Here is a 22,888-nt window from a genome sequence, read left to right as displayed (position 1 = left end):
CGCGCCTACTCCCCGACCAGTTCGAGCAGCGGAGCAGCTACGGCCGCGCCGAAGCGGGCGACATCATCCGGCCGCGTCAGCGAGCGCTTGCAGCCCGGAGGTATCCAGAGTGGCGCGCGTGGCTGCGCTCCCTGGACCCAGATGAACCAAGCGTAGGATGTGGCGGACGAGGCCAACGGCTCCCAGCGTCCGCGCAGCATGGCGACGCGCTCGACGAAGGGGGCGAATACGGTTGGCGGGCGATCACGGAACAGGCGGGCGTAACGGTCCTCGCCCTCGATCCAGGCCGTCCGCAGCAGCATCGCCACGACCGTCGCCTGCGTGAACGCCTTCTCGGCAAAAGCGAGAGCCGCATTGAAGGGCGGGTTCATCGCGATCAGGTCGCAGGGCGGCAGGATCTTGGTGTCATTGTCGAGGAAGTCGGCGACGAGATAGCCCTTCCCGTAATCGAAGACGTCGCTGGCCTTCACGAGCGCGATGTTCTCGCGCAGGACCTCCGCCATGTGGCCTTCGCCGCAGCATGGGTCCCAGGCCGAGCAGATGTGCAGGCCGTCGACGACAGCCGGCAGGACGTGACGCAGCAGCGCCCGGGTTGCCCATGGCGGGGTCGGAAAGAAGTCGAGACTGTTCGGCGGCTCGCGGCGGCTCGACATGACTGCAGTGCTGCCGAACGGAATCATGCCTGCCCCCGTGCGATCCAGGACTGAGCCGTCGCGTCGCCGAACAGCCCGTCCCCGCGCCCCACGAGGAAGCGGCTGGCGATCGCGATCTCGGCAGCCTTGGGCGTGATGACCTTGCCCGGCGCAGGGGCTTGGCCGGGGCGGGGCTGGGGCGGCGGGTCGAGCCGGTACCGGCGACCGCGCTGGGCCGGTTCGGCGACGAGCGTCCAGCCGGCGAGGCACCACGCGACGATGCGTTGGGCACCTTCGGGGAGTTCGGAGGGGCGGGCGGCGTAGCAGTTCATGCCGCCTCGCCTTCGAGCAGGAGCGTCGGCGCCGGCAGGACGAGCAGCGGAGAGGCCGAGCCGCCCGTCAGCTCCTCGATGCGGATCACCAGCTCGGGCTTTGCACCGTAGCGCTTCTCGATCGCGGCCTTCGCGATCTGCTTGTCGTCGCGCCAGACGACCTCGTTAAAGGCGTCGAGCACCTTCAGCAGGTTGTCCGCGTCCGGCATGATCGTCGGCCAGACCTCACCGGCGAGGGCAGCGGCGCGGCGCTTTTTCGGCCAGCTCGCCGGCACCGGGAACACCGCGATGACGGCGACGGCGAGGGGGCCTTCCATGGGGGCGGCCTCGCCCATCACATCCTGTCCGGCCAGGCGCAACGCGCTCTCGTAAGAGCGCGTGCGAGCAGGCGTGAAGGCGTGGCCAGACGCCTTAGCGAAGCGTGGGCGGCCTTTGCCAACAGGCAGGCCGGACAGTCGGATGGTGACGGGCGAGGCCATAGCGATTCACGCCGCTTCGGTTTCGCGGGCGGTACGGCGGCGGCTTCGCGAGGCCTGCGGGACGTCCTCTCGCGTGAACTCGCGATCGGCTTCCCCGAGAGGCTCACCATCCCCTTCGCCTTCACCCTTGCCATCACCGTCGATCGGCAGCCCGGGTTGATCCGGCTCCGCCGTCGCAGCCTGACGCTGGCCGAAGTAATCGCCGACCTCCGTCAGCACGAGGATGGCCTCGCCGGCGCCATGCTCAGCTAGCTTGGTGATGTTGTCGACGGACCCGGCGCCGCTCACCTCGAGCTTCATCTCGCCGTTGACGCTCCACTTGCCGAGGCGGATCGACAGGTGCGGGAAGCCCTGGTTCGCGACGAGGCTCACCGCCTTACGGACCAGGGTTTCCGCCGAGCGGTTGATAGCGTCGATCTTGTCGGCCTGCTGGCGCTCCGACAGCTTCGACCAAGGCGTTTCCATTGACCGAACATGGGTCAACAGAGCATCGCGCAAGTCGCCCGACATGGTCTCGGCTTGCAAAACAGTATTGGCTGTGGCTTGCATCGTCTCTCTCCACACGGGCACCACGCCCGATTTCTGCCGCCTGGACCCTTGCTGTGACGGAGGGGGTCCGGGCGGTTTGGTTTTGGGGAAGGGGAAGGCCTACGGGCGCGGCTCACCGCGCGAGCGGGTGTCCTGCGCGCCGACGCGGGGGACGCGGGGAGCTTCGACAGCATCATCCTGGCCGTGCTGTTCGGCAGCCGATGCAGCCAAGCGCTCGCGGAGCAGGTAGCCTTCGAGCGGCCAGATCTGACGGAATGCGTCCTGGTAGGCGTAGCGCTCGCCGATGGCCTGGTCGAAATTCTCCGGCGATGCACAGGCCGACGTTCCGAGCAAGTGGAAGCCGTTGCTCATCGTGACCACACAGATCGTCAGGGTGCGCGACCGGAAGTATTCGGTGCTCGCGATCTTTGCGGTGATGCCGTCCTGCGTAATCCGCGGCGCAGTCTGGGTTTCGAGCGCGGCCTCGGCCTCGGCAAGCGATAGAGCAGGGGCGCCGGCGGAGTCGGCCGGCCGGGATGCCACGACATAGCTCGCCTGGAACACCGAATCCTTGCAGGGGTAGATTTCGCCCTCGACGCCGCGAATGATCCAGTCGCCGGGGCGAGCGAGCATGACGCCTTCCAAGGTACTGACGCGCATCGTGATGCCGTCGGTCCCCGCGTCCTCGAAGACGACGCTGCGGTCACGGATCGCCTCACAGATCCAGACCGGGTCTTCGAGCTGGTCCGGCCCGCCGGTCCATTGGAAGGCCTCGATCGTCACCGGCTTCTTCGTGAATTGGGCCATGTTCACTCTCCCTCGATTGCCCGCCACAGCGGCAGGTCGTTCACGCCCAGCGACGGCCGAGCACCCTTGCCCACAGCCGAGCGAACCAGTGCGCGGGGGGCTTCTCGTCGGGCCGGGCCTCGCGCAGCCGGGCTCGCAGCGAGGGCGTTTCGATCCGTTCCCGACAGAGGCGCCGCAGCGCCCGAAAGAGCCGCATGGAGTTCCTCCCGAAGAGCGTTGTTGTTGGTCTCGGCGGCGTCGGCCGCCGCCTCGATCCGCGCGCAGAGCCGCTCGTAGGCGGTGCGGATGTTGAGGGCGTCGCGCAGGTAAATCGCGGCATCGGGCTGGCGTCCGATCACCTTGCGCACCCAGGTCTGCGACTTGCCCAGCATCGAGCCGAGCGCCTGGTACGCGTCCATTCGCGACATGCCGCGAGACTGGAGCGCCTCGACCGCCGCGACGATGTTCGGCCTGACGAGGCCGAGTTCCTGTTCAGCCGTCATCATCGACCGAACGCCTTCTTGCTTTGTCCGCATCTGGTCAGACCCCTGTGCTTCAAGATGATCGAAGCAACGGAGGCTGATTGGTGCGGGAGGGTGGACGGGATACGCAGCACACAGGCGCGATCGACAGCTTGGCGGCATGGGCGATCGAGCAAGACGAAAGGGGACGTGCCGACCGGAGGCCTTGTGATGGTCCGGTCGGCACGCTCACGAGCGGGAGGCTTGCGCCTGCAACCGCCGTGATCTCGGAAGGGGACGCGTCCGGCGGTCGGAACGCAAAACAAGGTGACGCCGGACGCGATCGCGGGGCGACATCCCGCGCGATGGGGAAGGGTGCGGGGTTGCTCTCCACCCTGCAAAGTCACGCCTGTATCTTTCCCGTTGGCCTCACGGCGGGTCGGGTTCGCGTATCCGGCGTTCGATTGCGGCCGGTCTCTCCCGACTGTCACGTGCATTGGCACCGTCGCGAGCCTGGACACCCAGGGACCGACAAGCGGAGGCACGTCTCCGGCGCTGCTTATTCCCGTTTGCGTGGTCGGCGCGGCAGCGCTCGCCGTCACTCCACCTGTGGACGCCCCGAGGGGCGAATTTCTATGCGAGGCGTTCATGCGAACCTCGCCGCGATGAGGCACACGGCCCCGGCTGCGAGGAACACGCCCGCGAACGCCGCGCCGGTGCGCATGGCTGCAGGATCACCGCTCACGCGGTTGCTGGACAGGCTGGCGATCATCACCGCGTCGATGGTGAAGACCGCCCCGCAGATGGTGAGGACGAGCGCGGTCATGTTAGCGCCACTCCGGATGCAAACCGTCCGCAGCCTGGATGTCGGCCGCGCGCACGAGAGCGGCTGCGATCGCACGGGCACCGTCCGCGCTTATCCGCATCACCGGCCCGTGCCGCACGTGATTGTCGGGCAGCGGTGCGCCGCCCGACATCAGGATCGCTCCGTTCTCGGCGACCACGACATCGAGAAACGACGTTCCGACCGGCGGGGTGGGGTCCAGCAGCCCAATCGTCGAGACTTCTTCCCCGAAGACAACGCGCTCGAAGGAGCGTCCGTGCTTGGACGGATCGGCCTGGTGACACTGTGCAGACGCAGCGGCGACACGCCCGGCCAGATGAAGCGAGGATGTCCGTTCGCCGCGCGCGGCATGGATGCGCTCCATGAAGGTGCGCGTTTCAATCTCGCGCGCCTCGTGATCGGCCGCGATCTGCGCGTCGATCCGACGATCCAGCCAGCGGGTGAGGGGGGCGAGGATCACGCGCATCAAACCGTCCCCCGCATTTCGGGGACAGGCTGGGCCGGGGCAGGTACCGGCAGGAAATCGTTCGGCGTGACCCGGCCACCCGTTTCATGAGCGATCCGCTCGAGAACGTCCCACTCCGGGCGCCGGTCGCCCGACTTGTAGCGCCAGAGCGCTTGCCGAGAGACGCCAATCCGATCCGCAAAGGCGGAGTCAGAGATCTCTTCCTGGGCGAGAAAGTCTGCGAGCTTCATGGCGGCGAACATGTCACCATCTTGGTGACGCGTCAAGCGAGCGTCACCAATATGGTGCGTATCGCTGTTGCCATTTCGGCGACATGTTGATCGCCGTGGAACAGAAATACCCAAATGGCCTTGCTGAGGCCCTTGAGCGAGCCGGCATGAGCGCGGCCGAATTAGCTCGCCTGATCGATACCAACCGTCAGAACATTTCGCGCTGGTCGAAGGGCGAGCGAGAGCTTCCGAGAGACGTAGCGGAGCAGGTCGCGCCCATACTTCAAACGACGGCGGCAGCACTCCTGCTCGTCAGTTCAGAAGAAACGTCCCGCATACCGCTAGGTGGCCGGATCGTGGGAGGCGGAATGATCGACGTGTCCAGCAATCAAGATGAGCCAGGCGTCGAATACGAAATCGAGATTGCTGTGAAGGTCGAAGGCGCGACTGTCGCCTATCAGGTTGTCGGCGAGTCCATGATGCCAGTTTACCGGCCCGATACCGTCGTAATCTGCAGAGCGCACACCCCCAATGTCGACAGCCTCCTCGGCCGAGAACTGGCGGTTGGCACGAAAGAGCATGGTCGCATGCTGAAGACCGTGCATGCCGGATCTAAGCCCGGCCTGTATGATCTGGAGAGCTTTAACGCGAAGCTGATGCGCGACGTTGAGGTCGTCTGGGCAGCGCGCATCGCCGCGATTATCCCGGCCGACGAGTGGCGCATCCTAGAGCGTAAGGCGCAGGTTCGTGAGCAGCTCAAGAAGCCCTCTCAGCGGCAGCGCAGGGCTTCGGTGTAGCGGTGCCGATCCGATTTCGGGCTAGAACACCTGCCGAGAAAGAATGGCGCACCATAAACGGCACCTATCTCGCCATTCTAGGGTCTGGTGCTTTTGTGGACGCTGGTGATCGGGCCGTTCAGATCACAACAACAACGTCGCCCAAGAGCGTTGACGAGTGTCTCTTCCAGGTAGAGTTCACCGTCGAGATGTTTGCAGAAATCGCTCAGTCCATGATGGACGCGGACGCCGAAGGTGCTCGAAAAGCCTTTGGCAAAGCGTTGATGATCGGCCCGCGCGAACCGGTCTATGATACAGACGGACGAGAGTTGGGCTAGGGTTCCCCTCGCTTTCAGAACGCTTCACGAAGGCCCCGTTTCATGCGGGGCCTTTCTTATTTTAGGCTCCCAAAATGGTGTCATCCACAGGGCCAAAGCAAAGCTAAGCTGCATTTTTTGTCACCGATATGGTGACTACTGCTTGACGTGTCACCGGACTGGTGACATTCTCTCTCCACCGCCCCACGGTGATGGAGCCAGAACGTGACCCGCCACACTCCCCTCCGCCGCGAGCTGCCGAACCTCCGCCAGGACGGTTCGATCAAGTTCCGGATCGTCCTCGCCCAGGCCCGCCGCGAGGTTCGCCTCACTGCCGACCTGATCCGCACCGGCCGGATCGCCGCCTATCCCGACCGCGCAGCCTTCCTCCGCGCCGCCATCGCGCCGATGCGGAAGAAGATCGCCCAGGACCGCGCGTTCTGGGCCGTCGCGAACGAGCCGACGTCCACCATCGAGATGCGCCGCATGGAGCACTTCGGTCGCGTCTGGTTCGAGCCCGTCGTCACCGGTCATCTCGCCACGGCCATCGCCTCCCGCGAGGCCGCGTGATGGTTCAGCACATCACCACTCTCGCTGCACTTCGCGCCATCGCCGAAGGTCGCCGAGCCCCACGGCAGAAATATGCGGCCCTGCAGCGGGCCGCCCTGATCCGCGTCATCGGCCACGGACCACGCTCGAAGCCGGTCATCACGGACGCCGGCAGGGCCGCGCTTTCCAATGGGAGGGCTTCGTGATGTCGGTCGCTCCCCGCACCCTCGCCGATACCGGAATCTCCGGGCTCATCGTCGACCGCGAGACCTTCACCTCGCAGGATGTCTTCAACGCCGGCTTCGACGCCCGGCAGGAAGGCATCTCCCTCGGGATGACCATGGCCGCCCTCGATCAGGCGACCCACGCTCACAGCGCTGCAAGCACCGCCGTGAGCCGCATCGTTCGCCACCTGCCGAAGGCCGGTCCGATGGCGGCAGATGCGATCCGAACCCGCGAGATGACCGAGCTCGCTGCTCAGTTCCGCGCCCTCGCTGACGCGCTCGAAGCTGCCGCGAAATCCCCCGCTCCCGCCCTGCGCGAAGCCGCCTGACCGGCGCTCGCCCGCACGTCTCCACCCCCGAGGGCTACGGCCCCAACCGAAAGCGAAAACCCATGTCCCGAGGCGTCAATCTGCTCGAAATTCTGGCATCGGTCGCTGATCCGAACGCCACGATCCAAACAGGCGAGACCAAGCCGAATCCGACCTTGGAAGAGTCTGTCGCGGCTTTGAAGGGGGCGGCCATGCGCTACGCTGCGCCGATCCCGTTCAAGCGTGGCGACCTCGTCACGCCACGAGCCGACAGCACGCTGAAGAATGCCGGTCAGCCAGCAATCGTCCTTACGATCAATCTGGAGCCCGACTTCGACCTGACGCCGAGCGACAAGAACGTACCCGGCTCGCACGATTTCGGCGCCCGCTACGACATGCGTATCGCCCGGATGTGCGACTGCGGCCACGGCGAGATCCTTCCGCATTGGGTCGAGAGCTGGATGTTCGAGCCGTACGTGGCTCCCGAGCAGCCCCAGCCTGACGCCGAGGTTCCCGCCTCCGCTGCTTGAGCCGCCCCGCGGGCCGCTCGCAGCGGGCGGCCCGCACCTTTTAGCCCGAACCTCGCAAGGCCCGCCATGTCGGCCGCACCCATCCTCACCGCTCTTGGTATCGCGGGCATCGTGACCACCGTCGCGGTCGCCTTCATGCCGATCCTCTTCGCCGACATGCGCCGGGCCGTGAAGCGTGGCCTTCGCCACGACGGCAAGACGGACGCCACGGCGCTCACCCTGATGATCTTCGGTCTGTTGCTCATGGGCGCGGCCGGCGTCGGGTCGGTCTGGCTGGGGGCGAACTGGTCATGAGCCGCGCCATCCGCCTCGCGGTCGGTCTGCCGACGCTCGCCACCCTTTGGATCGTCGGCGCCTTCGTGGAGATCGCCGACGACCTCCTCTGCGCCCTTCACCCTCACACGGTCCGCGCCGTTCTGCGCCTCCGCGACTGGATGGATTGCCCCCGATGAGCGCGAACCGAAGCCCTGATCTGTCCGAGATCCTCAGCAGCCTTGCCGGCGACGGTCCGTTCGTGGCCGTCCGGACAGCATCAAACCCGAAGATCGTCGATCGGCATGGCCGGCCCCGTTTCTTCGTCATCCCAGCAGTCGGCGATCCAGCCGAACCGATGGACATGGCCGAGGCCGCCGCGCTCGCGCTGAGCGGTGCCTTTGGCTTTTCGCGTCCGCCCGTCGAGGCCCCGCTCGATCCCCAGCACATCAGGGCCGCCAAGGCGACCGACCGCCCCTATCCGAAAGCCGCGGAGTAACCACCATGCAGATCATCGAGCACACCGAGGGCCTGGTGCCCGGGCCCGGCCTCTACCGGATGGAGGCAAAGGTCTATCACGCGGACCCGGCACCGGCGCCGAGCCTGTCGTCGTCGATCGCCAAGCTGTTCATCACGCACAGCCCCGAACATGCATGGGCCGCGCACCCGCGCCTCGGCAAGCAGCCGGAGGACGAGCGCGACCCGACCCGCACGATGGAGATCGGCAGCGTCTCCCACAAGCTGATCCTCGGGCAGGGCGCCGACATCGTCGTGATCGATTCTGACGATTACCGGACGAAGGACGCCAAGGCCGAGCGCGCTGCGGCCTACCTCAACGGCGAGGCGCCGATCCTGCGCCCCGACTGCGAGAAGGCCGAGCGCCTGGCCAAGCGGTTCGGCGAGCGCCTCGCCTGCATCCCCGGCTGCGAGGGATTCCCCAGCGCCGAGGCCGAGGTCGTCGCCATCGTCCAGGACAAGTCCGGCACGTGGCTCCGGATCATGATGGACAAGGTCGAGATCACCCCGCACGGTATCACGATCTGGGACGTGAAGACGGGCGACGTTTCGGCCGCGCCGCAGGGTCTCGGCCGCCGGGTCGAGCAGATGGGCATGGAGGTGCAAGCCGCCTTCTACGTCCACGTCATGGAGACGCTGTTCCCGCGCCTCGCCGGTCGCGTCCGCTTCCGCTGGGTCTTCATCGAGAACGACGAGCCGCACGGCCTGTCCGTCGCGGAGGCGGATTCGGTGGGCATGGGCATCGGCGCCCGCAAGGCTGCCGCCGCCATCTCGCGCTGGACCAAGTCGCTGAAGCGGGACGAGTGGGCCGGCTACCCGACTGAGATCGTCCGCGTCGAATACCCGACTTGGGCGGCCAACCGCTGGACCGAGCGCGAGGAGTCAGACCCGCAGCTCGCCGACGTTTCATACGACCTCGCGACCAGCCATCAGCGTCCTCTCGACTATGGAGATGCAGCGTGACGTTCGCGTTCTCCCCCGCCGTCAGCTTCAAGGAACGGGTCGGCCTGTTCGTGTCCCTCACCGGCGGCACCAACAGCGGCAAGACGTTCTCAGCCCTGCGCCTTGCCCGCGGCATCGCTGGTCCGGCCGGCAAGATCGCGGTCCTCGATACCGAGGGCGGCCGGACGCTCCACCTTAAGGAGGCGTTCGCCTTCGACGCCAACATCATGGAGCCGCCGTTCACGCCGGATCGGTTCGCCCAGGCCGCGCTTGCGGCCGAGACCGCCCGCTATGACGCCCTGGTGATCGACAGCTTCTCGATGGAGTGGGTTGGCCTCGGCGGCGTCCTCGATTGGCAGGCGGCCGAGCATCAGCGGATGGGCAACAAGGACAGCACCAAGGGCACGTCCTGGATCAAGCCGAAGATGGCTCACAAGGCCATGGTCTATTCGCTCCTGCAGCGCCGCATCCCGATCATCTTCTCGATCCGGGGCGAGGAAACCTTCGTCCCTCCGAATACGAAGGTGTTCAAGTCGATCACCAACAAGCAATTTCCCTTCGAGATGACGGTCGCGTTCCGCCTGGAAAGCGATCGGAAGGGTTACATCGACCTGTCAGACCCGAAGTCGTGGAAGATGGAAGGGGCGCATCGCGAGATCCTGCGCGACGGCGACCTGATTAACGAGCACCACGGCGCCGCCCTGGCAGCGTGGGCGCGTGGCGAGCACCAGCAGCAGGCCGCGCCGCCGCAACCCGCCGCTCCACGGCGCGGCAAGGACGCCCTGTTCGCCGATGGGCGCGCCAAGGCCGACGAGGGCTCGTTCGCGCTCAATGCGTGGAAGGCGGACCTGCCACCGAAGGCGCGCCAAGCGCTTGAGGAGATCGAGCCCGAACTCGACGAGACTGCTGCGGCCGCCGATGCCCGCGACGCCGGCGATTACGGCCTCGACGATCCGGACGAGAGCTTCCCCGGCGACCAGAGCGAGGCCGCGTGATGGTCGCCTACAGCTTCAAGAAGCAGTTTGGCCCGCCGATCCTGGCCGGCACGAAGGCGCAGACGATCCGCGCCGACCGGAAGCGCCAAGCGCGGCCGGGCGAGGAGCTGCAGCTCTACACCGGGATGCGGACGCGGCAGTGCCGGCTCATCGCGCGGGTACCCTGCATCGCCGTCTCCCCCTGCCGGATCGACGTGCAAGCTCACCTCGTCTTCGCGAACGACAATTGGGCCCGCACGGCTCGGGACCTCGATGCCTTTGCGATCCGTGATGGCTTCCGGTCGTGGGACGAGATGGTGGCGTTCTGGCGCGCCCAACATTCCGCCGTCACCGACTTCCGGGGCGTGCTGATCCAGTGGGTGCCGCTCGCCCCGGCCGACGCGCTCGACATCGGAGCCGCAGCATGACGGGCATGAGCGCAGACACTGACCCGAAGCCTGACGGCTGGCACCCCTGGCCGCAAGCCGAAGGGCACACGATGCGTGACGCTCTCTACGTCGGCGGCGGTGCCGTCGCCACCGTGGAGGCATTTTCCGACAACGGTCCCTGGTACGCCAACGCGATCACGCCGGAAGGCGAGATTGTCCGGCGTGGGCCAGGGTCGACGCTTGAAGGTGCCATTGCTTGGGCCGAGCAGATCACCGGATACCGGGTGAAGAGGGTGCCGAGCATCGCAGAGGGGAGGGCGGATTGACCACGCTTCCGATCGGTCTCTCCCCGCGCGGGCTCACACGCGACCAGGCGGCCGAGTACGTCGGCTGCGAGACCGTCGCGGCATTCGACAGCTGGGTTCGGAAGGGTATCGTGCCGCCTCCGATCCAGGGGACGAACCGCTGGGATCGAAAAGCAATCGACAGAGCCCTTGATCGCCGGTCCGGCCTTCTCGACAGTGCCGACCAATCCTTCGAGGAGTGGGCGGCGAGCCATGCGGGTTAAGCTCAAGGGTGTGAACACGGTCACCCACACGGCGGCCGACGGCTCCACGTCGAAATATTACTACCACCGAGCCAGCGGGAAGCGCATCACTGGCGAGCCCGGCTCGGCCGAGTTCCTGGCGTCATTCGAGGAAGCGGGCAGGGCTGTTGCGCAGGAGCGAAGCGCCGGCACCGTGTCGTGGCTGATCCGCCAGTACTGCGACTCGCAGCAGTGGAAGAAGCTCGCCGAATCGACGCGGACGATCGGACGGTTCAATCTCAATGCCGTCGAGGCCAAATGGGGGGCGACGCTGCTTAAGCATGTCGACGACCGCCGCAGCCGCGCACTCTTCCTGAAATGGCACGACCAGCTCGCTGAGACCCAGCCGCGCGCGGCCGACAACAAGCTTGCAGCCCTCGCCCGGGTGTTCTCGTGGGGCTACAATCGCGGGCACCTGATCCATAACCCGATCGCCACGTTCGAGCGGGCCTACGGCAACAGCCGGGCCGAGCTCATCTGGCTACCGAATCACGTTGCTGCCTTCGACGCGGTGGCGAACGCTGAGATGCAGCTTTCGTTGCTGCTCGCGCTCCATACCGGCCAGCGCCAAGGCGACCTGCTCCGCCTGCCGTGGTCGGCCTATGACGGAGAAGCGATCAGCCTGCGCCAGGGGAAGGGCGGCCGGAAGGTCTGGATCCCGTGCACGGAGGCGCTGCGCGTCGCCCTCGATGCCGCGCCGCGTCGTGCGATCACCATACTGACGAAGCCCGACGGCACGCCCTGGACGAAGAACGCCTTTCACAATGCGTGGAAGTCCGCCTTCACGCTCACGCGGATTACCGACGACCTTCACTTCCACGACCTGCGCGGAACAGCCGTCACGATGCTGTCGGAGGCCGGATGCACGCCGCAGGAAATCGCGACGATCACCGGCCACACGCTGGCATCCGTGAATAAGATTTTGGAGCTGTATCTCGCCCGGACGCGGGCCTTGGCGCAGAGCGCGATTGTGAAGCTGAACGCCCACCGCAGAAACGCTAAGTGAACATCGCTTGCAAAAGATTTTGCAAAACATGGGTCGGCCCGAAGGCCTACACCACTCTAACGCAGGGAAAACACCAACAAAATCAAGTTGGTGCGGCCAAGAGGACTCGAACCTCCACCCCTTGCAGGACTAGCACCTCAAGCTAGCGCGTCTACCAATTCCGCCATGGCCGCATCGGTGCCACCCGTTCCGCCGCGCTCTCCGCCGGAGGGCGGTGCGAGGCGTTTCGTGTGGCGCGGCGCAGCGGATAACAGATCGAATCTGCCACGACAAGCGCCGTCATGCGTCTCAGATGAGATCGACCGGTCCATCAAGGATCTGAACCGCCCCATCGCCGATGGTGACGCCCGGAATGCGGACCACGTCCGCCTTGCGGATGAGCTCGGTGATCTCCACCGAAATCCGGTTTCCGGTCACGACGATCTGACCGCGCGCGATCGGGTGGTCGTTGGCGAGAATCTCGACCATATCGGTTTCCGTGGATTCGAGTTCGATCACGGCGCCGCGGCCCATGCGCAGCAGCATATGGAGCGGCATGTGGCTGCGCCCGAGCACCACCGAGAGATCGACCTTGAGGTCTTCGAGAACTGCCACGCGCCACGAACTCCGTCGGCCCGCACCGGGCCTGCCATGCCGGAGTGTTCCTGAGATATGGTGAAGCCTTGGTAAACGAACCCGCCGGCAAAGACCGTCTCTCCGTCTCGACGGTCGATTTTCGGCCGCGTTCCGGCATGCGCCCGGTCCTGTGGCGGATCAGCGACACTCCCGTCCCCTACGAGGAGGCGGTGGCCGCGATGGAAGCGCATGCGGGGCGGATCGCCGGCGGGGAGGCACCGGAGATGGTCTGGCTGCTCGAACACCCGCCGCTTTACACCGCCGGAACCTCGGCGAAGACCGGGGACCTCGTCGAGCCGGACCGGTTCCCGGTCCATGCCACCGGGCGGGGCGGCCAGTACACCTATCACGGGCCGGGCCAGCGGGTGGCCTATGTGATGCTCGATCTCAACCGGCGCAGGCCGGACCTGCGCGCCTACGTCTCCGCCCTGGAGGCCTGGATCATCGCCACGCTCGACGCCTTCAACGTGCGTGGCGAACGGCGCGAGGAGCGCGTCGGCGTCTGGGTGCGCCGCCCCGACAAGGGGGAGGGGGTGGAGGACAAGATCGCGGCGATCGGCATCCGGGTGCGCCGCTGGGTGAGTTTCCACGGCATCAGCCTGAACGTGGAACCCGACCTATCGCATTTCTCCGGCATCGTGCCCTGCGGCATCTCCGGCCACGGCGTGACCAGCCTCGTCGATCTCGGCCAGATCGTCACCCTGCCCGAACTGGACATGGCCCTGCGCGCGGCGTTCGAAGAGATTTTCGGCGAGACACAGGACGAATGAAGGCTGGCGCCGGACGGATATGGCGGCGCGTCATCGCTTCGGCACGAAAGAGTAGACCTATAAATTGGAATTATATATCAATATTCCATGTCTATCTCGAAGGCACAAATCTGAATAAGTAAACATTATTCCGCCATAGCGGTTTATAGTCATTCCAATCTATTCGATGAGATTCATCCATCCGCCATTGAACAATTGACACACCCGGCTTCGCATTCGTAGTTCGGCACTTATCGTCGTTCGACAGAGAGATGGTCTGTCTCACGCAGCACTGCACTTCCCCGAGGGCGCGCATAGTCGGCACATATCTCGACGTTACGGCGGGAGATCCGTTCCGGGCAATCGGGACCGCAGGGTTATTCTGGTAGGCGAGCGCATATGACGACCCGCACCGTTCTGTTCCGCCTGCATTGGCTGCTCGGCCTCACGGCGGGGCTCGTCCTGGCCCTCGTGGGCGTGACGGGCGCGCTGCTGAGCTATGAAGAGGCGCTGACGGAATGGGCGAATGCCGACCGCGCCTTCGTCACCGCGAGCGATGCGCCCCGCCTCTCGCCCGCCGCCCTCAAGGCGCGGGTCGAAGCGCAGCAGCCGGGGAGGGTGGTGAGCTCCCTGGCCCTCTGGGGCGATCCCGAGCGGAGCCCGCGCATCCGGTTCGCCAACGACCCGGCCATGGGCGCGCGGCCGCCGACCCTCTATCTCGACCCCGTCGACGGTCGGACCCTCGGGGAGATGCGCCTCGAAGACACGTTCGCCACCATCCGCAAGCTGCATCGCTGGCTGCTGCTTCCGGGCGACGGCAAGGGCTGGGGCCGCAGCATCACCGGCATCTGCGCCATCGCCCTCCTGGTCTTCCTGGCCACCGGGCTCTACCTGCGCTGGCCCAAACTCCATACGTGGAAGATCTGGCTGAAACCCTCCCTCAAACGGCCCGGACGGCCGCGCTGGTGGTCGCTCCACACCATCGCGGGGACCTGGCTCGTGCCCTTCTACGCCGCCATCGCCCTGACCGGGCTGTGGTGGTCCTTCGACAGCTACAGGAACGCCGCGACCTGGCTCCTCACCGGTGAGACCCGCGCCCCTCGGGCGGCACGCGGCCCCGGCGCGCCGCCTCAGACCACCGGCTCGGCCCTCGATACCGCCTGGGCGACGTTCAGCGCCGGGGAGGGCGCGGGCGCGCACATGGCCCTCATCGCGCTGCCGGGGCCGGAACAGGCGGCGATCCGCATCCGATTCCTCGCCACCGCGTCGGACCTGCCGAAAGCCCGCGACGAGGCGACCTTCGACCCCGCCACCGGCGCCCGCCTCTCGCAGACCCGCTTTGCCGACAAGCCCCTCGGCCGGCAGATGGCCGAGAACATGCTCGAAGTGCATCGCGGCCGCTTCTTCGGCGGGTTCGTCGCCTTCCTGTTCTTCGCCGCCTCCCTGGCGATGCCGCTCTTCGCGGCGACCGGCCTCACCCTCTACGTCCTCCGCCGCGGCGCCCGCCGCCGCAGGCTGATGGCGGCAGCCCCTGCCGGCGCGGGGACGATCCGCGCCTGATCGGGCGTCCGCCCATGATGCTCCTCAGTCAGCGGTGCGCCCAACACCCGGCGATCCAGGCCAGCCCCCGAGTAACGATCTCCTCCGGCGGTCCCGATCTGACGGCTCACTCCGTCTGTTCACGACCCTTGGCAGGCATCGGGAAGGTCCGCTTCGCGGCAGCTGGGCGGACGATGACTACGACTGGGCTGAGGGATTTAGGCCAGTCCGCAATCAGTCAAACAGCAGAAAAAGTAGACTTGATGACGACTTCCGCAATCAAACAATGGGCATATCATCCGCAAGACGTAGAGTACTCGCGCGGCGACATCCCTACGAATCGTCGAAACATGGCTGCAAAAGCACCGGTGGTTTCATAGCCGAGGGCTTGGGCAGTCCCAGTCACGGACTCTCCAGCAATCAGCATCGGCACTGCCGAGAGAATCCGGGCTTGCTGACGCCACGTCGAGAGGGGACAGCCGAGTTCATGATGAGCGAGGCGTCTCAGAGTCCGAACTGATGCGCCGGCGCGACGCGCCAACTCGTCGATCCGGTGCTCTTCTCCAGGCCGGGCCAGTATGCCGGCACAAACGCGCGCTAGGCGGGGGTCTGAGGGCATCGAGAGGGCGACACCTTCCGGGTCGAGATCGGCGAGTTCATCGACCAGCACGGCGGTCAGGCGGCCAATACGTTCTCCATCGCTTGCGGCGCATGGATCGAGCATGCGCAGGATCAACTCCCGTACCAGCGTTGGGACCACGAAGCCGCGAGGCACATCGCCCAAGAGCCGCTGGGCGCAAGCGGTTTCGATGTAGAGCGTCCGGAGCGACACGTCTCCCCGTGCTCGGAGTGCATGCGCCAGGCGCGGCGGGATCCAGAGGGCTCGCCGAGGCGGGACGAGCCACAGGCGCTGAGCCGCCCGGATCTGCATGACGCCGGCGGTGGCATGAATAAGCTGCCCGCCGACATGGCAATGCTCGCCGACGACCGAGCCATCCACATAGTCGCGCGCAATGGCGTGGAGGGACATCGCTGACGGCTCGTCACGCGTGGCCATCGACGAGATGAGTACGGAACCAGTCACGAGCGGCAGTACTGGTTTGCTCGAAGAGCTTGACATAGGGATCGAAATGGCCTCCGGCGAGCAACATCAGATGCTTGGGTGGGAGCGCCCGCTGGTAAGCTTCCAGGCAGAGTTCCGTGGCCGTCAACAGGTCTTGGTCGGCTACGATCATCAAGAGTGGGGTGGGGCTGATACGGGCGATATGGATGGCGGGTTCGTTCTCGCGCGCCAGTTCAGCGCTGCGGAGGGTGAGTGTGTTACGCCAAGTTGGCGCAAAATCTCGGGTCTCGGTGAAGAAGACATAGGCGTCGCTGCCGGCCATCGCACACCCTTCATGCGGATCGTTCGAGACGGCCGGGAAGGTCGCAGGCTCCTCACCCCTGAAACGCGTGGCACGATCTGCGTCGAGCCGGGAGAGCAACGCCGGCACGAGATCAGCACGCGTGCGTCGAAGTGCTGAGCGGTAGCCGCTTATCGTCGGCACTTGACTGACGACACAGCGGACGCGCCGATCGAGGGCAGCAACCTCCAGCACATGGCCTCCGCTGTAACTTGTCCCCCATAGGCCGATGCGGGCGGGATCGACCCAAGCCTGGGTCTCGGCAAAGCTGATCGCATCGCGATATCCGCGTCGCTGCAGGACAGGATCGGCTTCCTGCCGGGGCAGCCCGTCGCTGGAACCGAAGTTGGCGTGATCGTACACCAGCGCGCCGAGACCAGCGGCAGCGAAAACCTCCGCGTAGTGGTCGAGGTATTGCTCCTTCACCCCTGACAGGCCGTGCGCCATGACAATGCAGGGATGGCTCTGCGCCTCGCCTTCTGGTTCGTAGAGCCAGCCGCGCAAGTTACGGCCTTCGGAACGAAACTCGACATCGCGACGCATCTGGGATCCCCATTTGAGAAAGGATCATCTATGCCGCTTCGTCGGATGGCCGGCGTCGCCTGATCGGCCAGAAAGGACGCTGTATCGGCCAACATCATGCTGGACCTATCGTAGCGGCGGATGTCCGCTATCAGGCTCGACAAACAGTATCCTGAACGTCTCCGTCAGGTCGGAGGCGAAACGTCCGCTTCTGGCCGAAAGGCCAGAGTCCGGAAGCTATCCGTTGCGGACGTCTTATCAGGCGCCAAACGTCAGATTTTGACGACAGCGAAGACCAACACATCCCGTCGCCGGGAAGGGCAGGTGGGTCCGCGGCCATACCATGTCCCGGCGGGGGGCATCTCGGCCCCCGCGCCGAAAATTGCCCGGATCAGACCACTAGCAGGTCGGAGGCGGTCAGTTCGGGCTTGCCGAGAAGGGTCGCGAGCAGCACCGCATCGTGGTCGGTGCCGGAGCCGTCCGCGTCGTAGAAGAGATGGCCCTTGGCCGCGTCGTAGAGGATGCGGTGGTCTTCCGTGGTCGCGGCGCCGACGGCGAAGGCCTCGTCCGATAGGGAGCCGGGGGTCAGCGCCGTGAAGACGCTGGCATCGAGGGCGAGCCTGTCTTCGCCGTGGCTGAAATCGACGATCCGGTCCTTCTTGCCGGCGGGAAGCGTATCGAACACGAAGGTGTCGGCACCGGCGTCGCCGCGCAGGACATCCGTTCCCGCGCCGCCTGTCAGGATGTCGTCCCCGGCGCCGCCGAACAGCCGGTCGTCACCCGCGCCGCCGAGGAACTGGTTCGCCTCGGCATCGCCCCGCATGGAATCGGCGAAGGCCGAGCCCTTGACGATCTCGAAGCCGGAGACGCCCCCCGTGCCCGTGGCCCGGCCGGTTTCGAACAGCGCGCGCGCCGATGCGCCGAACTCCGAGTAATCGAGCGTGTCGGTGCCGTCGCCGCCGAGGCTGAGGCCACGGATGGCCGAGCCCGTCTCGATGGCCAGCGTGTTGTCGCCGGAGCCGAACTGGATCGCGGTGCCGCCTGAGCCGATGATGCGGCCGGCATTGACCACCACGTCGTCGAGGGCACTGACGATCTTGATGGCAATGCCCGACCCGCCGTGGATGAGCCCCGCATTGTCGATGCTCGTGAGGAACGGCGCATCCCCCTGCGACGAGTCGTCGATCAGGATTCCGAGGCCGGCGCCGTAGATCCGCGCGCCGGCGTGATTGACGATGTCGCCGCCACCCGCCGCGATGCCTTCGGCGGTGTTGGGCAGCCCGTCGGACCCCGTGCCGCCGGCGCCGAGGCCGCGGATGGTGCCGTGATTCTCGATTGTTGCACGGAAATCGATGTCGATCCCGTCGCCGTCGCCGTCATTGATGCCGTCCGGGCCGCCGCCGTCTTCGGAACCGGGCGTCGCGCCGTTGACATCGGAGCCAGCCGCATCCGCGAAGGTGCCCGTGATGATTCCGTGATTGATTACGGTCGCGGTGCCGTCCGAGCCGATGCCGGAACCGTTGCCGCCGAGGATGCGGGCGCCGGCCTCGTTCGTTACCGTGGCGACGCTGCCCTCGCCCATATTGACGCCGTGGCGGTCGCCGAGGATGGCGCCGCCGGCATCGTTGCGGATCGTCCCGCTCGCCCCGTCCTCGAACTGGATGCCGTCGGCACCCTGAACGTAGCCGGTGGCGGAACCGCCCCGGATGGTGCCGCTATTGACGAGATCCAGCGTCGCGCCGATCCGCACGCCGTCCGAGACCAGGGACAGCAGCGAGCCGGCATTGTCGATCTCGGCGAGGAACCCGCCTGTGGTCGAGGCGAGGTCGAGGGCCTGGCCTGTGCTGGAGACGATGGTCGAGCCGCTATCCGTGGTGATGGTGAGCGTGCCGGCGGCGACGGTGCCGTCCTGGATCTGCACGGCATCGTCCCCGGCGCGGATGGCGCCGCCATTGTCGATCGTCGCGGTCAGGGTCGCGCCGATTTCGCTCTCGAAGCGGATCGCGCGGCCCCCGGCGGTGTTCTCGATCAGGCCGTCATTGTGGATCTCGGCGCCGTCCGGGGCGACCTGGAAGCGCACGGACTGAGCATTGGCGGAGACAGACAGGGTTCCGTCCACCTGCAGCGTGTCGGCGCCCGCCAGGGTGAAGCGAGCGGTCTGCGTCGTGCCGTTCGCGACGGAATAGGCGGTCATGCGGTCTCATCCTCGGCCGGACGCGTCCGCGGACGAGCGGACGTCAAATCACCGGCCGTGGCGGACATTAGGGGGGTCGGATGACGCTCGAACGACGGTGCGCGTGGCGGTGGATTCTCGCGCATTCCGGGGGAGGCGCGCCCCTACACCACCGGCACGCCGCGGCCCTTGGCATGCTCGGCCGGCTCCACATGGATGACGACGACGGCCCCCGCGATGGCGCCTTCGATGGCACTCTCGAGCCGGTCGCAGATGTCGTGCGAGTCCTTCACGGTCATCTCGCCGGGCACCACGAGGTGGAAATCGATGAAGGTCGCCTGCCCGGCATGCCGTGTGCGCACGTCATGCGCCTCCAGCGCCCCCTCGCCATGCTCCGAGATCAGGGCGCGGATCTGGGTCACCATCTCGGCCGGAGCCGCCTTGTCGAGAAGGCCGCTCACGGAATCGCGCACCATGGTCCAGCCCGACCACAGGATGTTGAGGGCGACGAGGCCGGCGATGAGCGGATCGAGGATCAGGGTTCCGGTGAGGGCCACCAGGGCGACGCCGACCAGAACGCCACCGGATGTGAAGACATCCGCCATCACATGGCGGGCATCGGCCACCAGGGCGGGCGAGCGCCAGACCTTGCCGCGACTCAGGAGCGCCATGGACCAGGCGGCGTTGATCGCCGTCCCCACCGCGCTGACGGCAAGGCCCAGCATCGGCGCATCGAGGGGTTTCGGGTCGAGGAGGCCGTAATAGGACTCACGCAGGATGAGGATGGCGGCCACGATGATGAGGGCCCCCTCGATCACCGCCGAGAAATACTCGGCCTTGTGGTGCCCGAACTGGTGGTCCTCGTCGGCGGGCGCGGCAGCCACGCGCAAGGCGATGAAGGCGAAGGCCGCCGCCGCCACGTTGATGATGCTCTCCAGCGCGTCCGAATAGAGCGCGAGACTGCCGGTGAGCCAGTAGGCGGTGAATTTGATCGCCATCACGAGAAGGCCGATTCCGGCGCTCGCGAGGGCGGCTTTCTGTGTGCGGTCCATTTCCGGTGAGAATCCATGACGGGCCCGGCGGATGGCGGGGCAGGGCGTGGCGCGCCCTGCCCATACGATCATCCCCATCGACAAGGCCACGGCAAAGGTTGAACCCGCCGGTGAAGGGTTTAGTCGCTGCTATGTCTGGGGTTCGATCTCTTGCGATGCCGGCGCGGGCCCCACACCGCGATCCGCCTCTCGCTGGGCAGAGCGGGCGCTCTGCGCGCGCGCGCGCTCGGCCTTGCGCGCGTAGCTTCGGGCCATCCAACCCCACCGGGCATTGGCCGCCATGACATCGAGACGCTGGGCCTCCCGGTCCCAGTAGGACATCAACTGCGAGTCCAGCGTGATCCGCCGGCGAGGAACCTTGGCCTTGGGGAGAGCGGTCTTGAAGGTGTCAGTCATCGCACGAACCGAATCTGAGCCAATTTGGCCGGCCACAACGCAGACTCGCGCTGACGCGGTCAAGGTTGTTTTCAACGTAGACCTGTAACCGTGCGGCCCGGTGGAGAAAGGCGGGTACATGAAAAGTGGCGATGATATGGGTTTCGCCCGTCAGGCCTTTCCGGCGACTTGGCCGTCATCTGCATGTCTATGTCCCGCATCCACAATGCGCGACAGCCGCTTCCCGCTTTTTCCAGACGGCGATCCGCCGGCCATTGATCCCGAGCCCTGAACCGTGCTGTTGGCGCCCGATGCGCGTCGACCTCTTCGATTTCGATCTGCCCGAATCCAGCATCGCTCTCAGGCCACCCCAGCCCCGCGATGCCGGGCGAATGCTGGTGGTCCGGCCGGGCGAGGCCCTGGAGGACCGCGCGGTACGCGATCTCGCCGACCTGCTGCGGCCGGGCGACGCCCTCGTCTTCAACGACACCCGCGTGATCCCGGCCCGCCTTCACGGCATCCGTCACCGCTCGGGATCGCCGGGGCTGCGGATGGAGGCCATGCTGCACCTCCGCGAGGCAACCGACCGATGGCGCGCCTTTGCCCGGCCGGGCAAGCGTCTCGCCATCGGTGACAGGGTGAGCTTCGGGCGGAGCGGGCAGGGCGCCGCCTGCTCCCTCGGCGTTCTCGATGCCACCATCACGGAGAAGGGGGAGGGCGGCGAGATCGTCCTGCGCTTCGATCTCTCCGCCCCCGCCCTCGACGAGGCCATCGTGCTGGCCGGCGAACTGCCGCTCCCGCCCTACATCGCGGGCAAGCGCAGCACTGACGCGCAGGACGCGGTGGATTACCAGACGGTCTATGCCCGGCAGGCCGGCGCCGTTGCCGCCCCCACCGCGGGCCTGCATTTCTCCGACGAGCTCCTGGCACGGATCGACGCCGCCGGCATCCTGCGCCATTGCGTGACGCTGCATGTGGGGGCGGGCACATTCCTGCCGGTCAAGGCCGACGATACCGACCACCATCGCATGCATGCCGAGATCGGCTTTCTCGATGAGGAAACCGCGGATGCTCTCAACCGGACGCGAGACGGGGGAGGCCGCATCGTCGCGGTGGGGACCACGGCGCTGCGCCTGCTCGAGAGCGCGGCGGACGAGAATGGTAGGCTTCATGCCTTCTCCGGTCCGACCGAGATCTTCATCACGCCTGGCACCCGCATCCGCGCGGTGGACGCCTTGATGACCAATTTCCACCTGCCGCGTTCGACCCTCTTCATGCTGGTCTCCGCCTTTTCCGGGCTGGAGACCATGCGGGCGGCCTACGCACATGCCATCGCGGCCGGCTATCGCTTCTATTCGTACGGGGATTCGAGCCTGCTGTTCCCAGCCCGATCCGAGTGACGCGATAATCCCCCCTCTCGGGCGCCCGCAGTGTCACGCTCGCGAAGCGGGACGGCGGCGCGGCCCCGGCAGGCCGGTCATTCCTGGTGTGTCGTCATCATGCTTTTAGCCCGCTCGAACGCTTCGGGCCCGATGGCGAAGGGACCATCGAAGGGCCGCTCGTGGAGCGCGATGACACAGAGCGTTCCCACCATCGCCGTGGAGAAGATGGCGAGCGTGATCACCTGGGCGCGCGGCTTGTCCACATGGACGATACCGATGGAGATCAGCGTCAGCGTGCAGAGGAACAGCAACGTCAGCCATTTCGAATCGTCGTTCTTGCTGGCGCTCAGGGCGAGCCGCTCACCGCGAGCTTCGCGAAGGTTCATGATCGTGGTCATCAGCGCGGTGTGAGCGACGGCACCGGACGCCGTGGTGTGCACCGGGTCGGCGACCATCTTCATGAGCGCGCTGAGGGCCGCGCCCGCCTGGCTGGAATACGCCGTCCCCGTTCCCATCTTCGGAAATTCGTCGGTGATCACCGCATTCGCATAGGCGAGGAGCGCCTTCTGGATGTCCGACATGTCCGAGACGGTGGCCTCGCTGAGGTCGTAGGCGGCGATCAGGTTCGCCCGCTCGGTCTGGACGATCCGCGATGCCTTGCCCTGCCGCTCCCAGGCATCGTTCGCCACGAAGCCGGTGAGCAGGGCGAGCAGGATGCCGATCGAACTGAAGAACGACGCGACGATGCCGCCGACATTGTTCAACAGATGCGCCCGCGTGGCGGGCACGTTCGTCAGGACGATCAAGACGATCGAGATGCCGGCGAACAGGCTTGCGAGTATGCCGATGATCAGTGCTAGTGGCTGATCGAGCCAGATCCCCATGAGCATCGCTATCCCTCGCGGTCGTTTGGTGAGTCGGCCGGGACGGACAAATCCCGCTCGGAATCTCCGGATCATGGGGGGATGCGAT

Annotated in this window: 34 protein-coding genes and 1 tRNA gene; 18 read left to right on the top strand and 17 right to left on the bottom strand. The window is 66.3% G+C overall.

All coding sequences use genetic code 11. The annotated features are described in order from the left end of the window. Window positions 1-5 precede the first annotated feature (5 nt). The 9 genes from ASF32_RS08895 to ASF32_RS08850 all read right to left on the bottom strand — a co-directional run bounded on the left by ASF32_RS08895 (window position 6) and on the right by ASF32_RS08850 (window position 4,770). Window positions 6-680 (bottom strand): hypothetical protein, encoded by a 675-nt coding sequence (locus ASF32_RS08895; RefSeq protein ID WP_056426568.1) that lies wholly within the window; start codon window positions 678-680, stop codon window positions 6-8. After that, window positions 677-964 (bottom strand): hypothetical protein, encoded by a 288-nt coding sequence (locus tag ASF32_RS08890; protein WP_056426565.1) that lies wholly within the window; start codon window positions 962-964, stop codon window positions 677-679. The genes ASF32_RS08895 and ASF32_RS08890 overlap by 4 nt, the downstream gene beginning before the upstream one ends. Beyond that, a complete protein-coding gene (locus ASF32_RS08885) occupies window positions 961-1,443 on the bottom strand; it encodes a RusA family crossover junction endodeoxyribonuclease (RefSeq protein WP_082490391.1) in 483 nt (160 codons plus the stop codon). The genes ASF32_RS08890 and ASF32_RS08885 overlap by 4 nt, the downstream gene beginning before the upstream one ends. Before the next feature lie 6 nt (window positions 1,444-1,449). Further along, the gene (locus ASF32_RS08880; protein WP_156467738.1) at window positions 1,450-1,992 is read right to left on the bottom strand and encodes a hypothetical protein; all 543 of its coding nucleotides are present in this window, start codon (window positions 1,990-1,992) and stop codon (window positions 1,450-1,452) included. 99 nt (window positions 1,993-2,091) lie between these two features. Next, the gene (locus tag ASF32_RS24435) at window positions 2,092-2,754 is read right to left on the bottom strand and encodes a Gp49 family protein (RefSeq protein WP_244483612.1); all 663 of its coding nucleotides are present in this window, start codon (window positions 2,752-2,754) and stop codon (window positions 2,092-2,094) included. Window positions 2,755-2,780: 26 nt separating this feature from the next. Beyond that, a complete protein-coding gene (locus ASF32_RS08865) occupies window positions 2,781-3,263 on the bottom strand; it encodes a hypothetical protein (RefSeq protein ID WP_156467737.1) in 483 nt (160 codons plus the stop codon). Window positions 3,264-3,864: 601 nt separating this feature from the next. Then, window positions 3,865-4,044 (bottom strand): hypothetical protein, encoded by a 180-nt coding sequence (locus tag ASF32_RS08860; RefSeq protein WP_056426555.1) that lies wholly within the window; start codon window positions 4,042-4,044, stop codon window positions 3,865-3,867. Between the two features lies 1 nt (window position 4,045). Continuing rightward, window positions 4,046-4,528, bottom strand: coding sequence for a hypothetical protein (locus ASF32_RS08855; protein ID WP_056426553.1), 483 nt, complete (start codon window positions 4,526-4,528; stop codon window positions 4,046-4,048). Continuing rightward, window positions 4,528-4,770 carry a helix-turn-helix transcriptional regulator gene (locus ASF32_RS08850; RefSeq protein ID WP_244483611.1) on the bottom strand — a complete coding sequence of 81 codons (243 nt, stop codon included), beginning with the start codon at window positions 4,768-4,770 and terminating at the stop codon, window positions 4,528-4,530. Before ASF32_RS08850 ends, ASF32_RS08855 begins: the two co-directional genes overlap by 1 nt. Window positions 4,771-4,841: 71 nt before the next feature. On the opposite strand from ASF32_RS08850, the gene ASF32_RS08845 reads away from it, so the two are divergent. The 15 genes from ASF32_RS08845 (at window position 4,842) to ASF32_RS08780 (ending at window position 12,106) form a co-directional block, all read left to right on the top strand. Beyond that, window positions 4,842-5,534 carry a helix-turn-helix transcriptional regulator gene (locus ASF32_RS08845; protein WP_056426549.1) on the top strand — a complete coding sequence of 231 codons (693 nt, stop codon included), beginning with the start codon at window positions 4,842-4,844 and terminating at the stop codon, window positions 5,532-5,534. A gap of 2 nt (window positions 5,535-5,536) precedes the next feature. Then, window positions 5,537-5,851 carry a hypothetical protein gene (locus ASF32_RS08840; protein ID WP_156467736.1) on the top strand — a complete coding sequence of 105 codons (315 nt, stop codon included), beginning with the start codon at window positions 5,537-5,539 and terminating at the stop codon, window positions 5,849-5,851. A gap of 204 nt (window positions 5,852-6,055) precedes the next feature. Beyond that, entirely contained in the window at window positions 6,056-6,400 is a 345-nt protein-coding gene (locus tag ASF32_RS08835) for a hypothetical protein (protein ID WP_056426542.1), read from the top strand. After that, entirely contained in the window at window positions 6,400-6,585 is a 186-nt protein-coding gene (locus ASF32_RS08830; RefSeq protein WP_056426538.1) for a hypothetical protein, read from the top strand. The genes ASF32_RS08835 and ASF32_RS08830 overlap by 1 nt, the downstream gene beginning before the upstream one ends. After that, entirely contained in the window at window positions 6,585-6,932 is a 348-nt protein-coding gene (locus ASF32_RS08825) for a hypothetical protein (RefSeq protein WP_056426535.1), read from the top strand. Before ASF32_RS08830 ends, ASF32_RS08825 begins: the two co-directional genes overlap by 1 nt. A gap of 62 nt (window positions 6,933-6,994) precedes the next feature. Continuing rightward, a complete protein-coding gene (locus tag ASF32_RS08820; RefSeq protein ID WP_056426532.1) occupies window positions 6,995-7,441 on the top strand; it encodes a hypothetical protein in 447 nt (148 codons plus the stop codon). Between the two features lie 66 nt (window positions 7,442-7,507). Next, window positions 7,508-7,735: a hypothetical protein gene (locus ASF32_RS08815; RefSeq protein WP_056426526.1), complete on the top strand. Its 228-nt coding sequence runs from the start codon at window positions 7,508-7,510 to the stop codon at window positions 7,733-7,735. After that, the gene (locus ASF32_RS25220; RefSeq protein WP_156467735.1) at window positions 7,732-7,893 is read left to right on the top strand and encodes a hypothetical protein; all 162 of its coding nucleotides are present in this window, start codon (window positions 7,732-7,734) and stop codon (window positions 7,891-7,893) included. Before ASF32_RS08815 ends, ASF32_RS25220 begins: the two co-directional genes overlap by 4 nt. After that, complete coding sequence (locus ASF32_RS08810) at window positions 7,890-8,192, top strand: hypothetical protein (RefSeq protein WP_056426522.1); 303 nt, start codon at window positions 7,890-7,892, stop codon at window positions 8,190-8,192. The genes ASF32_RS25220 and ASF32_RS08810 overlap by 4 nt, the downstream gene beginning before the upstream one ends. 5 nt (window positions 8,193-8,197) lie before the next feature. Then, window positions 8,198-9,172: a PD-(D/E)XK nuclease family protein gene (locus ASF32_RS08805; protein WP_056426519.1), complete on the top strand. Its 975-nt coding sequence runs from the start codon at window positions 8,198-8,200 to the stop codon at window positions 9,170-9,172. Beyond that, window positions 9,169-10,146, top strand: a complete 978-nt coding sequence (locus ASF32_RS08800; protein WP_056426516.1) for an AAA family ATPase — start codon at window positions 9,169-9,171, stop codon at window positions 10,144-10,146. The genes ASF32_RS08805 and ASF32_RS08800 overlap by 4 nt, the downstream gene beginning before the upstream one ends. Beyond that, on the top strand, window positions 10,146-10,553 hold the full coding sequence (locus ASF32_RS08795) for a hypothetical protein (RefSeq protein WP_056426513.1): 408 nt from the start codon (window positions 10,146-10,148) through the stop codon (window positions 10,551-10,553). The genes ASF32_RS08800 and ASF32_RS08795 overlap by 1 nt, the downstream gene beginning before the upstream one ends. A gap of 5 nt (window positions 10,554-10,558) precedes the next feature. After that, window positions 10,559-10,840: a hypothetical protein gene (locus ASF32_RS08790; RefSeq protein WP_156467734.1), complete on the top strand. Its 282-nt coding sequence runs from the start codon at window positions 10,559-10,561 to the stop codon at window positions 10,838-10,840. Continuing rightward, entirely contained in the window at window positions 10,837-11,082 is a 246-nt protein-coding gene (locus ASF32_RS08785) for a hypothetical protein (RefSeq protein WP_056426505.1), read from the top strand. The genes ASF32_RS08790 and ASF32_RS08785 overlap by 4 nt, the downstream gene beginning before the upstream one ends. 10 nt (window positions 11,083-11,092) lie before the next feature. Beyond that, complete coding sequence (locus tag ASF32_RS08780) at window positions 11,093-12,106, top strand: tyrosine-type recombinase/integrase (protein WP_244483610.1); 1,014 nt, start codon at window positions 11,093-11,095, stop codon at window positions 12,104-12,106. A gap of 88 nt (window positions 12,107-12,194) precedes the next feature. Here the strand turns inward: ASF32_RS08780 and ASF32_RS08775 are convergent. After that, a tRNA-Leu gene (locus ASF32_RS08775) sits at window positions 12,195-12,279 on the bottom strand. Window positions 12,280-12,394: 115 nt separating this feature from the next. Further along, a complete protein-coding gene (locus ASF32_RS08770; protein ID WP_056426499.1) occupies window positions 12,395-12,700 on the bottom strand; it encodes a FliM/FliN family flagellar motor switch protein in 306 nt (101 codons plus the stop codon). Window positions 12,701-12,837: 137 nt separating this feature from the next. Here ASF32_RS08770 and lipB point away from each other — a divergent pair, with 137 nt between their 5' ends. Together lipB and ASF32_RS08760 are read left to right on the top strand one after the other, a co-directional pair. Beyond that, complete coding sequence (gene lipB / locus ASF32_RS08765) at window positions 12,838-13,491, top strand: lipoyl(octanoyl) transferase LipB (RefSeq protein WP_056426704.1); 654 nt, start codon at window positions 12,838-12,840, stop codon at window positions 13,489-13,491. A gap of 378 nt (window positions 13,492-13,869) precedes the next feature. Beyond that, window positions 13,870-15,030, top strand: coding sequence for a PepSY-associated TM helix domain-containing protein (locus tag ASF32_RS08760; protein ID WP_056426497.1), 1,161 nt, complete (start codon window positions 13,870-13,872; stop codon window positions 15,028-15,030). Between the two features lie 274 nt (window positions 15,031-15,304). Here the strand turns inward: ASF32_RS08760 and ASF32_RS08755 are convergent, their stop codons facing one another. The 5 genes from ASF32_RS08755 to ASF32_RS08735 form a co-directional block, all read right to left on the bottom strand. Next, window positions 15,305-16,039 carry a helix-turn-helix transcriptional regulator gene (locus tag ASF32_RS08755; RefSeq protein ID WP_056426494.1) on the bottom strand — a complete coding sequence of 245 codons (735 nt, stop codon included), beginning with the start codon at window positions 16,037-16,039 and terminating at the stop codon, window positions 15,305-15,307. Window positions 16,040-16,052: 13 nt separating this feature from the next. Then, a complete protein-coding gene (locus ASF32_RS08750) occupies window positions 16,053-16,955 on the bottom strand; it encodes an alpha/beta hydrolase (RefSeq protein ID WP_056426491.1) in 903 nt (300 codons plus the stop codon). A gap of 370 nt (window positions 16,956-17,325) precedes the next feature. Next, window positions 17,326-19,128 carry a calcium-binding protein gene (locus tag ASF32_RS08745; protein ID WP_056426490.1) on the bottom strand — a complete coding sequence of 601 codons (1,803 nt, stop codon included), beginning with the start codon at window positions 19,126-19,128 and terminating at the stop codon, window positions 17,326-17,328. Window positions 19,129-19,271: 143 nt separating this feature from the next. Beyond that, window positions 19,272-20,159, bottom strand: coding sequence for a cation diffusion facilitator family transporter (locus ASF32_RS08740; RefSeq protein WP_056426488.1), 888 nt, complete (start codon window positions 20,157-20,159; stop codon window positions 19,272-19,274). A 129-nt stretch (window positions 20,160-20,288) separates the two neighbouring features. Then, complete coding sequence (locus ASF32_RS08735) at window positions 20,289-20,555, bottom strand: hypothetical protein (protein WP_056426701.1); 267 nt, start codon at window positions 20,553-20,555, stop codon at window positions 20,289-20,291. 290 nt (window positions 20,556-20,845) lie between these two features. On the opposite strand from ASF32_RS08735, the gene queA reads away from it, so the two are divergent. Next, the gene (gene queA, locus ASF32_RS08730) at window positions 20,846-21,934 is read left to right on the top strand and encodes a tRNA preQ1(34) S-adenosylmethionine ribosyltransferase-isomerase QueA (RefSeq protein ID WP_056426485.1); all 1,089 of its coding nucleotides are present in this window, start codon (window positions 20,846-20,848) and stop codon (window positions 21,932-21,934) included. A gap of 77 nt (window positions 21,935-22,011) precedes the next feature. On the opposite strand, the gene ASF32_RS08725 is transcribed toward queA, so the two are convergent. Beyond that, window positions 22,012-22,806, bottom strand: a complete 795-nt coding sequence (locus ASF32_RS08725; RefSeq protein WP_056426483.1) for a DUF4239 domain-containing protein — start codon at window positions 22,804-22,806, stop codon at window positions 22,012-22,014. Window positions 22,807-22,888 lie beyond the last annotated feature (82 nt).

This window comes from Methylobacterium sp. Leaf91 (genome assembly GCF_001422815.1).
Lineage (GTDB): Bacteria > Pseudomonadota > Alphaproteobacteria > Rhizobiales > Beijerinckiaceae > Methylobacterium.
This window is presented reverse-complemented; position numbering and strand designations above follow the sequence as displayed.

Bases quoted from the DNA above. Each gene is read 5' to 3' on its own strand.
- ASF32_RS08895 (WP_056426568.1), bottom strand. From the start codon at position 680: ATGATTCCGTTCGGCAGCACTGCAGTCATGTCGAGCCGCCGCGAGCCG.
- ASF32_RS08890 (WP_056426565.1), bottom strand. From the start codon at position 964: ATGAACTGCTACGCCGCCCGCCCCTCCGAACTCCCCGAAGGTGCCCAA.
- ASF32_RS08885 (WP_082490391.1), bottom strand. From the start codon at position 1,443: ATGGCCTCGCCCGTCACCATCCGACTGTCCGGCCTGCCTGTTGGCAAA.
- ASF32_RS08880 (WP_156467738.1), bottom strand. From the start codon at position 1,992: ATGCAAGCCACAGCCAATACTGTTTTGCAAGCCGAGACCATGTCGGGC.
- ASF32_RS08865 (WP_156467737.1), bottom strand. From the start codon at position 3,263: ATGATGACGGCTGAACAGGAACTCGGCCTCGTCAGGCCGAACATCGTC.
- ASF32_RS08860 (WP_056426555.1), bottom strand. From the start codon at position 4,044: ATGACCGCGCTCGTCCTCACCATCTGCGGGGCGGTCTTCACCATCGAC.
- ASF32_RS08855 (WP_056426553.1), bottom strand. From the start codon at position 4,528: ATGCGCGTGATCCTCGCCCCCCTCACCCGCTGGCTGGATCGTCGGATC.
- ASF32_RS08850 (WP_244483611.1), bottom strand. From the start codon at position 4,770: ATGTTCGCCGCCATGAAGCTCGCAGACTTTCTCGCCCAGGAAGAGATC.
- ASF32_RS08845 (WP_056426549.1), top strand. From the start codon at position 4,842: ATGTTGATCGCCGTGGAACAGAAATACCCAAATGGCCTTGCTGAGGCC.
- ASF32_RS08830 (WP_056426538.1), top strand. From the start codon at position 6,400: ATGGTTCAGCACATCACCACTCTCGCTGCACTTCGCGCCATCGCCGAA.
- ASF32_RS08825 (WP_056426535.1), top strand. From the start codon at position 6,585: ATGTCGGTCGCTCCCCGCACCCTCGCCGATACCGGAATCTCCGGGCTC.
- ASF32_RS08820 (WP_056426532.1), top strand. From the start codon at position 6,995: ATGTCCCGAGGCGTCAATCTGCTCGAAATTCTGGCATCGGTCGCTGAT.
- ASF32_RS08815 (WP_056426526.1), top strand. From the start codon at position 7,508: ATGTCGGCCGCACCCATCCTCACCGCTCTTGGTATCGCGGGCATCGTG.
- ASF32_RS25220 (WP_156467735.1), top strand. From the start codon at position 7,732: ATGAGCCGCGCCATCCGCCTCGCGGTCGGTCTGCCGACGCTCGCCACC.
- ASF32_RS08810 (WP_056426522.1), top strand. From the start codon at position 7,890: ATGAGCGCGAACCGAAGCCCTGATCTGTCCGAGATCCTCAGCAGCCTT.
- ASF32_RS08805 (WP_056426519.1), top strand. From the start codon at position 8,198: ATGCAGATCATCGAGCACACCGAGGGCCTGGTGCCCGGGCCCGGCCTC.
- ASF32_RS08795 (WP_056426513.1), top strand. From the start codon at position 10,146: ATGGTCGCCTACAGCTTCAAGAAGCAGTTTGGCCCGCCGATCCTGGCC.
- ASF32_RS08790 (WP_156467734.1), top strand. From the start codon at position 10,559: ATGAGCGCAGACACTGACCCGAAGCCTGACGGCTGGCACCCCTGGCCG.
- lipB (WP_056426704.1), top strand. From the start codon at position 12,838: ATGCGCCCGGTCCTGTGGCGGATCAGCGACACTCCCGTCCCCTACGAG.
- ASF32_RS08760 (WP_056426497.1), top strand. From the start codon at position 13,870: ATGACGACCCGCACCGTTCTGTTCCGCCTGCATTGGCTGCTCGGCCTC.
- ASF32_RS08755 (WP_056426494.1), bottom strand. From the start codon at position 16,039: ATGTCCCTCCACGCCATTGCGCGCGACTATGTGGATGGCTCGGTCGTC.
- ASF32_RS08750 (WP_056426491.1), bottom strand. From the start codon at position 16,955: ATGCGTCGCGATGTCGAGTTTCGTTCCGAAGGCCGTAACTTGCGCGGC.
- ASF32_RS08745 (WP_056426490.1), bottom strand. From the start codon at position 19,128: ATGACCGCCTATTCCGTCGCGAACGGCACGACGCAGACCGCTCGCTTC.
- ASF32_RS08740 (WP_056426488.1), bottom strand. From the start codon at position 20,159: ATGGACCGCACACAGAAAGCCGCCCTCGCGAGCGCCGGAATCGGCCTT.
- ASF32_RS08735 (WP_056426701.1), bottom strand. From the start codon at position 20,555: ATGACTGACACCTTCAAGACCGCTCTCCCCAAGGCCAAGGTTCCTCGC.
- queA (WP_056426485.1), top strand. From the start codon at position 20,846: ATGCGCGTCGACCTCTTCGATTTCGATCTGCCCGAATCCAGCATCGCT.
- ASF32_RS08725 (WP_056426483.1), bottom strand. From the start codon at position 22,806: ATGCTCATGGGGATCTGGCTCGATCAGCCACTAGCACTGATCATCGGC.